Here is an 11,709-nt window from a genome sequence, read left to right as displayed (position 1 = left end):
CCGCAGCCCGGCAGCACGAGCGGCTTGCGGCGCAGGTTCGGCATCAGGTCGGGCAGTCGCTCGATCAGTTCGGGCGTGCCCGGGAAGGCCGGCACCAGGTCCCGGTCGCCGTACATGTACAGCGCGGGCGGGGACACGACCGCGTCCTGCCAGGGGGCGGTCAGCTCCCAGTTGCGGTCCAGGTTGCGGTACCAGTTGAGGGCGCCGGTGAAGCCCGGCTCGAAGCTCTCGGTGAGCATGTCGAGGTCGCCCTCGGTGAGCCACGCGGGCAGCACCTCGGGGTTTGGCGCGTCCGCGAGCCAGCCGCGCTCCGGGTCGACCAGGGCCTGCTCGGGGCGCCCGGCGCCCGGCGCGTCACCGGAGGTGGAGTACAGCAGCTTGCGCAGCGCCGTGCGGGGGTCGGCGGCGAACTCGGCCTCCGCGGCCCCGGGCCGGTTGAAGTAGTTCCAGTAGAAGCGGCCCTCGAACCGCTCCTGCATGGCCTCCAGCGGGGGCCGGCTGCCACGGAACGGCGGCGGCACGCTCAGCCCGGCCACCCCGCGCACCACGTCCGGCCGCAGCAGCGCGGTGTGCCAGGCCACCGGGGCGCCCCAGTCGTGCCCGACGACGAACGCCCGCTCCTCGCCCAGCGCGTGGACCAGCCCGACCACGTCCCCCACCAGGTGGAGGATGCTGTACGCGGCCACGTCCTCGGGGCGGTCGCTGCCGCCGTACCCCCGCTGGTCGGGCGCGACCACCCGGAAACCGGCCTCGGCCAGTGGACCGAACTGGTGCCGCCAGGAGTGCCAGGACTCCGGGAAACCGTGCAGCAGCACCACGAGCGGGCCCTCGCCCTGCTCCGCGATGTGCAGTTGTATGCCATTGACGTCGATCATCCGATGCTCAACCACGCCCCGAGCATACGCGTGTAGGGGGAAACGATTTCCTACCGCAACCGGTACTCCCGCGACCGCCCCGCGAACAGCCGGGCCTGCCGCTCGCCCGCCGCGTTCCCGAGTGCGATGAGATGCGGTGCCTGTGCGAGCCCCTGCGCCCGGCCCGCCTCGCTCGCGGACCACAGGGCCCGCACGGTCCCCTGCACGGCCTCGGTCGGATACCCCGCGAGGACGGCGGCGCAGGCGGTCGCCGCCCCCAACGCCTCTCCCTCCGCGACGAGTTCCGACACCAGCCCGGTCTCGTACGCCCGCCGGGCCGAGATCCGCTCCGCCGTCCCCATCAACGCCATCCGCGCGACCTCCCCGTACGGCATGCGCTGCGCCATGAGCACCGACTCGTAGGCGCTGACCATGCCGTAGGTGGTGTGCGGGTCGAAGAAGGAGGCGGTGGTGTCGGCGACGACGAACTCCGCCTCGCCGAGGAGGTAGAAGGCTCCTCCGCAGGCCATGCCGTGCACGGCGGCGACGACCGGCTTCCACAGGTCGTTCGCCTTCGGCCCGATGCCGAGCAGCGGATCGTCCTGCGCGTACGGCGAGTCGGGCTGCGGGACGACGGTGTCCCGGTCGATCCCGGTGCAGAAGGCACGCTCCCCGGCCCCGGTGAGGACGATCGCCCGCACGCAGTCGTCGAACCGCAACGCGTCCCAGGTGGAGGCAAGTTCGTCGGCCATGGCGAGGTCGATGGCGTTGAGCCGCCCGGGCCGGTTCAGCGTCACCACGGCGACCGCGCTGTCCCGGTCGGCCTCCACGAGCACGCTGCTCATGACCGCTCCAGGACCCACTGGGGAAGCCCGTCGTGGAAGACGGCCCGCACCCGGGCACCGATGCGGACGCTCTCCGGCGGCAGGGAGCCGAGGGGCTGTCCGGCCCCGGCGACCAGATTGCCCACCAGCCGGATGCGGGGCGCCTCGTCCAGCTCGACGACGACCACGTTGTACGGCGCCTGCGCCGCGTAGTCGGGCAGCAGCGGCGGATGGGCGACGACGTACGACCAGACCCGGCCCCGGCCGGACACCGGCCGCCACTCGCTCTCGAAGGACTGGCAGTGCGGGCAGCAGGGCCGGGGCGGGAAGCGGAACTCGCCGCATGAGGCGCAGGCCTGGACGCGGAGTTCGCCCTGTGCGGCGTACTCCCAGAAGGGGGCGCCGTCGGTGTCGGGGACGGGACGCAGCATCAAAAGCTCCTCAACTCCTCAGCAGCAGGGCGGAGGTCGGGACCCCCTCGCCCGCCGTGACCAGACAGGCGGAGGCGCCCGGGACCTGCGCGGTGCTGGTGCCGCGCAGTTGCCTGACCCCTTCGTTGATGAGGTTGAAGCCGTGGACGTAGGCCTCGGACAGCCCGCCCCCGCCGGTGTTCAGCGGCAGCAGCCCGCCGGTCTCCAGCGCCCCGCCCTCGGTGAACGCCCCGCCCTCGCCCCGCCCGCAGAAGCCGTAGCCCTCCAGGGAGAGCAGCACCAGGGGCGTGAAGGCGTCGTAGATCTGGGCGACGTCGACGTCCTCGGGGGCCAGGTCGGAGTGTTTCCACAGGTGCCGGGCGGCACTCCAGGCGGGGCCGGTGAGGGGGTCGTCGTTCCAGTAGTTGACCATGCCGTGGTGCTGGGCCGGGAGCGACTGGGCGGCGGAATGGACGTACACGGGCCTGCGCCGGCAGTCGCGGGCCCGCTCGGCGGAGACCACGACACACGCCAGCGCCCCGTCGGTCTCCAGGCAGTTGTCGAAGAGGCAGAGCGGCTCGCTGATCCAGCGGGAGGTCATGTACATCTCGCGGGTGAGGGGCCGTTCGTACATGATCGCGGCGGGGTTCTGGTTGGCCCGGTTGCGGCAGGCCAGGGCGACGTTGAACAGGTGGTCGCGGGTGGCGCCGTACTCGTGCATGTAGCGGCGGGTGAGCATCGCGATCTCGTCGGCGGGGCGCAGCAGCCCGAACGGCCGGGTCCACTGGGCCGGGGTCGGGAGCTGGACGGTGGTGTTGGTCCAGGGCCGCGGCCCGCTGCCCCGCTTGCGGGAGCGCCAGGCCACCCCGACGCTCGCCTGCCCGGCGGCGATGGCGGCGGCGAGATGGGCGACGGTGGCGCACGAACCCCCGCCCCCGAAGCCGACCTTGCTGAAGAACGTGAGGTCGCCGAAGCCGCACGCCTTCGCCAGCTCCACCTCGTCGGTCTCCTCCATGGTGTAGGAGGCGAGGGCGTCGACCTCGCCGGGCGCGATTCCGGCGTCGTCGAGCGCGGCCAGAACGGCACGGCAGGCGAGGGTGCGTTCGTCCTCCGGGAGCCGTTTGGCGAAGGGCGTCTGGCCTATGCCGACGAGAGCGGTGGCGTCCTTGAGGCCTCCCGATCCTGCTGCCATGCTGCGCGCACCTCCGGGCCCGAACGGTCGCTGACAGGTCGTCAGATTACAGATAATCTGACGGACAGTCAGCTCCTACGTCGTCGGGAGGCGCGCTGTGCGAGCGGATACGGCATGGGGAAGCGTTCCGGACCTGGTCAGGACGGCGGCCGAGCGCTACGCGGACATCGAGGCCGTCGTCGAGGGCCGCACCCGCGTCACCTACGCGGAACTGGCCGCACGTGTGGAGCGCGCGGCGGCGGCCTGCCTGGCGACCGGCGTGGAGCCGGGCGACCGGGTCGCCATCTGGGCCCCGAACTCGCTCGACTGGATCGTCGGCGCCCTGGGCGCGGTCTCGGCGGGTGCCGTGCTCGTCCCGCTGAACACCCGCTTCAAGGGCGCCGAGGCGGCGGACGTCCTGCGCCGCAGCGGCGCCCGACTGCTGTTCGTGACCGGCACGTTCCTCGGCACCTCGTACGTGGCGTCCCTGCGCAGGGCGGCGGGGGACGGCCCGGGCGCCGGCCCCCTGCCCGGCCTGCCCGCCCTGAAGCACGCGGTCGTCCTCTCCGGGGACGCCCCGGCGGACTTCCTGACCTGGAAGGACTTCCTGGCCGCGGGGGAAGGGGTGGGGACGGCGGACGTGCGGGAGAGGTCCGGCGCCGTACAGGGGTCCTGGCCCTCGGACATCATCTTCACCTCGGGTACGACCGGCCGCCCCAAGGGCGCGGTCATCACCCACGACCAGACGCTGCGCGCCTACGACATCTGGAGCGACCTGGCGGGCCTCACCCGGGGCGACCGCTACCTGATCGTCAACCCCTTCTTCCACACCTTCGGCTACAAGGCCGGGGTGATCGCCTGCCTGATGCGGGGCGCGACGATGATCCCCCAGCCGGTGTTCGACGTGACCACGGTCCTGGCCAACATCGCCGCCGAGCGGGTCTCCGTACTCCCCGGCCCCCCGACCCTCCTCCAGTCCCTCCTCGACCACCCCGCCCGGGACGCCCACGACCTCTCCGCCCTCCGCCTGGTGGTGACGGGAGCGGCGGTCGTGCCCCTCCGCCTGGTGGAGCGCCTGCGCACCGAACTCGGCATCGGCACGGTCCTCACCGCCTACGGCCTCTCCGAGGCGAGCGGTGTCGTCACGATGTGCCGTCGCGGCGACGACCCGACGGTGATCGCGTCCACGTCGGGCCGGGCCATCCCCGGCACGCAGCTACGGGTCGTGGACCCCGAGGGCCGGCCCCTGGACCCCGGCGTGCCGGGCGAGGTCCTGGTGCGCGGCTTCCACGTCATGACCGGCTACTACGAGGACGAGCAGGCCACCGCCGAGGTGCTGTCGGAGGACGGCTGGCTGCGCACCGGCGACATCGGCGTCCTGGACGCGGCGGGCAACCTGCGCATCACCGACCGCCTCAAGGACATGTTCATCGTCGGCGGCTTCAACGCCTACCCGGCCGAGATAGAGCAGCTCCTGGGCCTCCACCCGGACGTGGCCGACGTGGCGGTGATCGGCGTACCGGACGCCCGGCTGGGGGAGGTCGGCCGGGCCTACGTCGTACGGCGCCCCGGCGCCCTGCTGACCGCCGACGACCTGATCGCCTGGTCCCGCAGGGAGATGGCGAACTACAAGGTCCCGAGAAGCGTCGCGTTCGTCGCGGAGCTGCCGCGCAACGCGAGCGGGAAGGTCGTGAAGGGCGCCCTGCGGGACGCGGTCACCGGCCGAGCGGCAGGGCCGGGGTTCCGGTGACCGACATCATCAGGGAGTACAGGGTGGTGTCGGCGGCGATGAACAGGCGGTTGCGCCGGGCACCGCCGAACCGGACGTTGGCGACGGTGCCGGGCACCAGGATGCGGCCGATCAGCGTGCCGTCGGGGTCGTAGCAGTGCACGCCCCCGTCCATGGCGGCGGCCCAGAGCCGCCCCTCGTCGTCGAACCGGATGTTGTCGAAGGTGCCGTTGGAGCACGCGGCGAAGACATCGCCGCCGGACAGGGCGGTGCCGTCCTCGCCGACGTCGAAGACGCGGATGTGGTTGGCGACGCTGTCCGACACGTACAGCCGCCGCTCGTCCGGTGAGAAGACCAGCCCGTTGGGCCCCTGGAACCCGTCCGCGACCAGCCGCACCTCGCCGCTCACGGGATCGACGCGGTAGACGTTCCGGGCCCCGATCTCGCTCTCGGCGCGATGCCCCTCGTAGTCGGTGGCGATCCCGAACTCGGGGTCGGAGAACCACACCGACCCGTCCGACTTCACGACGGCGTCGTTCGGGCTGTTGAGCCGCTTGCCCCGGAACCGCTCGGCGATCACGGTGACCGAGCCGTCGTGCTCGGTCCGGGTCACCCGCCGGTTGCCCTGCTCGCAGGTGACGAGACGGCCCTGGCCGTCCAGGGTGCTGCCGTTCGGGTAGCCGGCGGGGGAGCGGAACACCCCGACGGCCCCGGTGGTCTCGTCCCAGCGCAGCAGCCGGTCGTTGGGGATGTCGCTCCACACGAGATACCGCCCGGCGGGCACGTACACCGGCCCCTCGGCCCACCGGCACCCCTCGTAAAGGATCTCCAGCCGCGAGTCCCCCGCCTGACACCTGCCCGTCCGGAACCGCTCGTCGAGGGTCTCGTAGAGATGGGGCTGCTCGCCGGGCATGGGGGCCGCCTTCGGGATCGGGCCGACGGGTGATCTGCGCGGGTCCACTATCGCGCGCCGGAACCAGCGGCGCACTCTGCCGGGCCGACGGCACCCCCGGACGGTATGGTAAGTGGTATGGCAACGAAGAAGTACACCGTGACGCTGCCGGAGGAGCTCGCCGAGGAGATCCGGCAGGAGGTCGGGTCCGGCGGCTTCAGTGCCTATGTCACACGGGCCATAGAGCGCCAGCGCGAGCAGGACCGGCTGGGAGAACTGGTCACCTGGCTGGAGGAGGAGCACGGCCCCGTCACCGAGGATGAGCTCGCCTCGGCGGAGGCCGAGCGCAGGGAGTTCGAGCGCCACTTCACCGAGCAGGGCCCGGGGGCGGCCGACGAGCGACACCGGAGGGCGAGCTAGTGGTGCCGTCCTGCTATCTGCTGGACTGCGAAGCGTTGTCCCGGGTCGCTCTGGGCGACCGGGTGATGCTCGCGCGGCTCAAGGACGCGCACCGTTCCGGCATCCGCGTCGTGACCAGCTCGATGACGCTGATCGAGGCGTACCACGGCCGGGTGAAACGGGCTGCCTGGGCATGGGCGATGTCGCGTGTCGTCGTGGAGCCCGTGACCCGGGAGGTCGCCGAGGCGGCTGTCACCCTGCTCCAGGACACCGGCCTGCACGGCCACAAGTACGCGATCGACGCGGCCCTGGCCGTGATCGCGAGCCGACAGCCCGCAGGCGTGGTGCTCTTCACGTCCGACGAGGACGACATGGGGAAGCTGTGCGGGCCGGGCGTGCGGGTCGTTCCACTCTGACGTGACGCCGTCTGCCCGCGGACACACCTCGGCCGCGACGGCTCCCCCTCCGCGCCGCCGCGGCCGATCCCCGTGTACCGGTGGCTTACTTCGTCGGCTTGAAGGGCTCCGACGTGGCGTGCAGGTCCTTCGTCTCCAGCGGCTCGTCCGTGGCGTGCAGGTCCTGCGGCTTGACGGCGCCTTCGTCCGTGGTGAGCAGGTCCTTGTTCCCCAGCGGCTCGTCCGTGGCGTGCAGGTCCTGCGGCTTGAGCTCGTCGCCCATGATCGTCAACTCCCCTTGGCGTGGATCAAGCAGTGAGGTCGGCGGGCCCGCCCGGTCACTCCCCCGAGGATGGCCGGACGGGCCCACCCGGGCCGCTCACCCCGGAACATCAGGGCGAGGCCCGTGCGGCGACCCGTCTGCCCCCCGACGCGACGGATCGACTGCGTCCATCATGGCGGGAGGCGATAAACGAATGATGAACGCCCCGACGACGCCCCGAAGACCCCTCAGGCCGCCTGCACCGGGGACAGCAGCGCCCGCACCTCGGCCGCCTCGGGCGAGCCCAGCCCCTCGTAGATCACGGCCGCTTCCTGCCAGCAGACCTGGGCCCGGCCGGTCTGGCCGATGCCGCTGAGCGCCCGCCCGAGGACGGTGAGGACATTGCCCCTCCGCCACTCCCCGCCGATCCCGCGCAGCACCGTGAGCGCCATCTCGGCGTTCGCGGCGGCCCGCGCCGCACGCCGGGCGGCGAGATCCACCTCGGCCAGTCGGAACAGGCTCATGCCCTCCCAGAGGCGCTGCCTGCTGTCGCGGAAGACCTCCAGCGCCTCCTGGAGCCGGTCGGCGGCGTTGCGCAGCTCCCCGCTCTGGGTGAGGGCCAGCCCGAGGGCGTAGCGGGCGTTCGCGCCGCGCATGGAGTTGCCCATGCCGTCGTAGATGTCGATGCCCTCCTGGGCCAGTGCGACAGCGCTCTGGGTGCGCCCGGTCGCGAGATGGATCCGGGAGAGGTTGCAGAGCGCGGCGGCCTCGCCGGGGCGGTCGCCCAGGGCCCGGAAGTGCTCGATGGCCCGGGAGAGGTGCTCCTCGCCGTCCGTGTGCCGGTTCTGGTACAGCGCGATGATGCCGCGGGCGTTGCGGGCCCAGCAGACGGGGAGCAGGTCGTCGGCCTCCTGGGCGAGCAGGATGGCCCGCTCCGCCTCCTCCTCGGCCCGTTCGAAACGGCCGCTCACGTGGTGGACGTTGACGAGCGTCATCAGCGCCCGTGCCTCCGCCCGCCCGAGGCCGTGCGAGCGGGCCGCGCCGACGAGCGCCCCGGCCGTCGCCTCGTACTCCCGGGAGTTGGCCCCCGACTCGGAGAGGTCGTGCGCGGCCCACAGCATGTCGATGGCCCGGGGGAGGCTCTCCGGCCGCCCCGCGGACTGCCGTGCGCACGCGAGCAGGCACATGGCCTCCGCGTACAGCCAGTCCTGCGCCGCGTGCCGGTCGTCGAACCGCAGCCCCGGGTACGACGTCGGCTCCAGATGATTGACCAGCCGGTCGCCCGGCCGCTCGATCGCGTACACCCCGGCCGCGGACGCCAGATAGAAGTCCAGCAGCCGGGACAGCGCCGACCCGCGTTCGCTCGGGGGCAGTTCGTCCCGTTCCGCGCAGGCACGCGCGTAGAGCCGCACCAGGTCGTGGAAGCGGTAGCGGCCGGGGGCCGCCGATTCGAGGAGGGAGGTGTCCACGAGGGACTCCAGGAGGTCCTCCGTGTCCTCGACGGGCAGGTCCAGGACCGCCGCGGCGGCGGGGAGGGAGATGTCGGGGCCGTCCGCGAGGCCCAGCAGGCGGAACGCCCGGGCCTGGGCGGGCTCCAGCTGGCCGTAGCCGAGTTCGAAGGTGGCCTTGACGGCCAGGTCACCGGCCTGGAGTTCGTCCAGGCGGCGGCGTTCGTCGGCGAGCTTCGCCGCGAGGACCGACACCGTCCAGGTGCGGCGGGCCGCCAGGCGGGACGCCGCGATGCGGATCGCCAGCGGCAGGAAACCGCAGGCGGCCACCACGTCCAGGGCGGCCTTCCGCTCGGACGCCACCCGCTCCTCGCCCACGATCTTCGTGAACAGCGCCAGCGCCTCGTCCGGAGACATCACGTCGAGGTCGATCAGGTGGGCACCCGCCAGGCCCACCATCCGCACCCGGGAGGTGACCAGCGCGGCGCAGCCGTCCGTGCCGGGCAGCAGGGGGCGTACCTGGGCGGCGTCGCGGGCGTTGTCCAGCAGGACCAGCACCCGGCGTCCGGCCAGGACCGAGCGGTAGAGGGCCGCGCGTTCCTCGAGGGAGTCGGGGATCGCCGAGTCGGCCGTGCCGAGGGCGCGCAGGAAGGAGCCGAGGACCGTCTCCGGTTCCGCCGCCCGGGCCCCCGCGCCCTGGAGGTCGACGTACAGCTGCCCGTCCGGGAACGCCGCGCGGGCCTGGTGCGCCACGTGCACCGCGAGGGTCGTCTTGCCGACGCCGCCGATGCCCGCGAGGGCGGAGACCGCCATGACCCGGCCCTCGGCCGAGGCCAGGATCTCGCCGAGTTCGCGTACGAAGGCGGAGCGGCCGGTGAAGTCCGGGACAGTGGCGGGCAGTTGTGCCGGACGGACCGGGACGGAAGCCGGCTCGGGCGCCGGGGAGGAGGGTTCCGCCAGTGACGGGTCGGCCCGGAGGATCCGCTGCTGCAGCTCGCTCAGGCCGGGGCGCGGGTCCACGCCGAGTTCGTCGGCGAGGAGACGGCGGGTGTCGGCGTAGACGGCCAGGGCCTCGGCCTGGCGGCCGCTGCGGTAGAGCGCCAGCATCAGGAGTTCGCGGAGTCGCTCCCGGAGCGGATGGGCCGCGGTGAGGGCGGTGAGCTCGGACACGGCCTCGGCGTGGCAGCCCTGCTCCAGGTCCATGTCCAGGCGGGATTCGAGGAGCTGGAGCCGCCACTCCTCCAGTCGGACGCGCTGGGCCTCCGCGTAGGGGCCGGGCACTCCGGCCAGGGTCTCCCCGTCCCACAGGGCGAGGGCGCGGCGCAGAGTGGCGCGGGCGTGGCAGAGGTCGCCGGCGGAGCGGGCCTTCTCCGCCTCCGTCGCCAGGTCCTGGGCGACGGTGAGGTCCAGGGCGCCCTCGGCGAGGTCGCGGACCGCGTAGCCGCCGGACTCGCTGACCAGGACGGCGGTGGCGGTGGCCCCGGTGCCGCCCGGCCGGCCTGCCTCGCCGCCGGAGCCGAACACCTTGCGCAGGCGGGAGGCGTACGTCCGTACCGCTGCCAGCGCCTGCGAAGGCGGTTCGTCGCCCCACAGGGCGTCGATCAGCTCCGCGGCCGTGGCCGTCCGGCCCTCGCGCAGCAACAGGGCGGCGAGCAGTGCGCGTTGCTGGGGGGAGCCGGTGCTGACGGGCTCGTCGCCACGCCAGGCGCGCACGGGGCCGAGCACGCCGAAACGCAGGGCCGCGGCCTCCGCCGGTCCGGCCGGCCCGGTGGTCATCGCCGGCTCCGGCGTGGAGTCTGGACTCCGCTGCTCCGGTACGCGCGGCACACCGTTCGGTACACCGTCCATGCAGTCCCCCTAGACATCCCGAGCAACCAGGCCAGTTTGCCTTGTTGGCGGCGGATACGTCAGCCGTGGGAGACGCCGATCACAGGGCGGCTCGGGGGAGTCCACCAGGTCTGCACAATCTCTTCGCATGCGCCCGGGCGCACCGTGCGCATCGCGCCATCTCGGCCGGAACCGGCCCCGGTCCACATAGCTGACGCCCCGTCAGATCAGCGCTACCGTGAGCGCCATGGACACCCACGACAGCACCTTTCCGCTGATCATCTCCGTGGACGACCACACCGTGGAGCCCGCGAGCGTCTGGCAGGACCGGCTTCCGGAGAAGTACAAGGGCGTCGGGCCGCGGATCGTCCGGGCCCCCGTGAAGGAAATGACCTTTCTCGGAGGGCGCTTCAAGCCGGTCATGGGACAGCCCGGGGACGACGGTCCCGTCGGGGACTGGTGGGTCTACGAGGATCTGCGCCGGCCCCTGACCCGGCTCGACACCGCCGTCGGGTACGACAGGGACGAGATCCGGCTGGAGGTCATCACCTACGAGCAGATGCGGCCCGGCTCCTACGACGTCACCGCGCGGCTCGCCGACATGGACGTCAACCACGTCCAGTCCGCCCTGTGCTTCCCCACGTTCCCGCGCTTTTGCGGCCAGACCTTCACCGAGGCGAAGGACCACGAGCTGGGCCTGCTCTGTGTCCGGGCCTACAACGACTGGATGGTGGAGGAGTGGTGCGGCCCGGACGCGCACGGGCGGCTCATACCCCTGCCCCTCATCCCCCTGTGGGACGCCGAACTGGCGGCGGCGGAGGTCCGGCGCAACGCCGCCCGCGGGGTGCGTGCCGTCGCCTTCTCCGAGATACCGCCCTTCCTCGGGCTGCCCTCCATCCACACCGACGGCTGGGACCCCTTCCTCGAAGCCTGCGACGAGACCGGCACGGTCGTCGCCATGCACATCGGCTCCAGCAGCCGCATGCCCTCCACCTCCGCGGACGCCCCGCCCGCCGTCGGCTCCACCATCACGTACGCCAACTGCTGCTTCTCCATGGTCGACTGGCTGATGAGCGGCAAGTTCGAGCAGTTCCCGAACCTCAAGGTCATGTACGCCGAGGGCCAGATCGGCTGGATCCCCTACATCCTGGAACGGGCCGACGTGGTGTGGGAGGAGAACCGCGGCTGGGGCGGCGTCGCCGACAAGGTGCACCGGCCGCCGTCCGAGCTGTTCGCCGAGCACGTCCACGGCTGCTTCTTCGACGACGCCTTCGGGCTGCGCAACCTCGACTCCATCGGCGTCGGCAACGTCCTCTACGAGACCGACTACCCCCACTCCGACTCCACCTGGCCCAAGTCCCGCGAGGTCGGCGAGGCGCAGATGGGGCACCTGGAGCCCGACGTGGTCGAGCGGATCGTGCGCGGGAACGCCATCGAACTGCTCGGGCTGACGGCCGAGGGGCTGTGGCCGGGCGGCGGTGGTGCGAGGTGAGGCTGC

11 protein-coding genes are annotated in these 11,709 nt (G+C 72.6%); 4 read left to right on the top strand and 7 right to left on the bottom strand.

From position 1 onward, the window contains the following. From ACZ7EG_RS15910 to ACZ7EG_RS15895, 4 genes are all read right to left on the bottom strand, one after another. The coding region (locus ACZ7EG_RS15910; RefSeq protein ID WP_471078807.1) for an alpha/beta hydrolase at nucleotides 1-875 on the bottom strand (875 nt) is incomplete at its 3' end. Nucleotides 876-925: 50 nt separating this feature from the next. Next, nucleotides 926-1,699, bottom strand: a complete 774-nt coding sequence (locus ACZ7EG_RS15905; protein WP_471078002.1) for an enoyl-CoA hydratase/isomerase family protein — start codon at nucleotides 1,697-1,699, stop codon at nucleotides 926-928. Beyond that, complete coding sequence (locus ACZ7EG_RS15900; RefSeq protein ID WP_471077999.1) at nucleotides 1,696-2,109, bottom strand: Zn-ribbon domain-containing OB-fold protein; 414 nt, start codon at nucleotides 2,107-2,109, stop codon at nucleotides 1,696-1,698. The genes ACZ7EG_RS15905 and ACZ7EG_RS15900 overlap by 4 nt, the downstream gene beginning before the upstream one ends. A 10-nt stretch (nucleotides 2,110-2,119) precedes the next feature. Continuing rightward, complete coding sequence (locus tag ACZ7EG_RS15895) at nucleotides 2,120-3,280, bottom strand: lipid-transfer protein (RefSeq protein WP_471077996.1); 1,161 nt, start codon at nucleotides 3,278-3,280, stop codon at nucleotides 2,120-2,122. 97 nt (nucleotides 3,281-3,377) lie between these two features. On the opposite strand from ACZ7EG_RS15895, the gene ACZ7EG_RS15890 reads away from it, so the two are divergent. After that, nucleotides 3,378-5,009, top strand: a complete 1,632-nt coding sequence (locus ACZ7EG_RS15890; protein ID WP_471077992.1) for a FadD3 family acyl-CoA ligase — start codon at nucleotides 3,378-3,380, stop codon at nucleotides 5,007-5,009. Here ACZ7EG_RS15890 and ACZ7EG_RS15885 read toward each other — a convergent pair. After that, the gene (locus ACZ7EG_RS15885; RefSeq protein ID WP_471077989.1) at nucleotides 4,975-5,901 is read right to left on the bottom strand and encodes an SMP-30/gluconolactonase/LRE family protein; all 927 of its coding nucleotides are present in this window, start codon (nucleotides 5,899-5,901) and stop codon (nucleotides 4,975-4,977) included. The genes ACZ7EG_RS15890 and ACZ7EG_RS15885 overlap by 35 nt on opposite strands. Nucleotides 5,902-6,018: 117 nt before the next feature. Between ACZ7EG_RS15885 and ACZ7EG_RS15880 the strand changes: the two genes are divergently transcribed. Together ACZ7EG_RS15880 and ACZ7EG_RS15875 are read left to right on the top strand one after the other, a co-directional pair. Further along, on the top strand, nucleotides 6,019-6,300 hold the full coding sequence (locus ACZ7EG_RS15880; protein ID WP_471077986.1) for a hypothetical protein: 282 nt from the start codon (nucleotides 6,019-6,021) through the stop codon (nucleotides 6,298-6,300). A gap of 65 nt (nucleotides 6,301-6,365) precedes the next feature. After that, nucleotides 6,366-6,695 (top strand): hypothetical protein, encoded by a 330-nt coding sequence (locus ACZ7EG_RS15875; protein ID WP_471078804.1) that lies wholly within the window; start codon nucleotides 6,366-6,368, stop codon nucleotides 6,693-6,695. Between the two features lie 85 nt (nucleotides 6,696-6,780). On the opposite strand, the gene ACZ7EG_RS15870 is transcribed toward ACZ7EG_RS15875, so the two are convergent. Then, on the bottom strand, nucleotides 6,781-6,957 hold the full coding sequence (locus ACZ7EG_RS15870) for a hypothetical protein (protein ID WP_471077983.1): 177 nt from the start codon (nucleotides 6,955-6,957) through the stop codon (nucleotides 6,781-6,783). Nucleotides 6,958-7,184: 227 nt separating this feature from the next. Further along, nucleotides 7,185-10,232: an SARP-family global regulator AfsR gene (gene afsR, locus ACZ7EG_RS15865; RefSeq protein WP_471077980.1), complete on the bottom strand. Its 3,048-nt coding sequence runs from the start codon at nucleotides 10,230-10,232 to the stop codon at nucleotides 7,185-7,187. Nucleotides 10,233-10,458: 226 nt separating this feature from the next. Here afsR and ACZ7EG_RS15860 point away from each other — a divergent pair, with 226 nt between their 5' ends. Continuing rightward, nucleotides 10,459-11,703 carry an amidohydrolase family protein gene (locus ACZ7EG_RS15860; protein ID WP_471077977.1) on the top strand — a complete coding sequence of 415 codons (1,245 nt, stop codon included), beginning with the start codon at nucleotides 10,459-10,461 and terminating at the stop codon, nucleotides 11,701-11,703. The last annotated feature ends 6 nt before the right edge of the window (nucleotides 11,704-11,709 follow it).

Source organism: Streptomyces sp. NPDC037100 (assembly GCF_055606225.1).
Note: the sequence above shows the minus strand (reverse complement) of the source record. Positions and strands in the feature narration are given on the sequence as shown.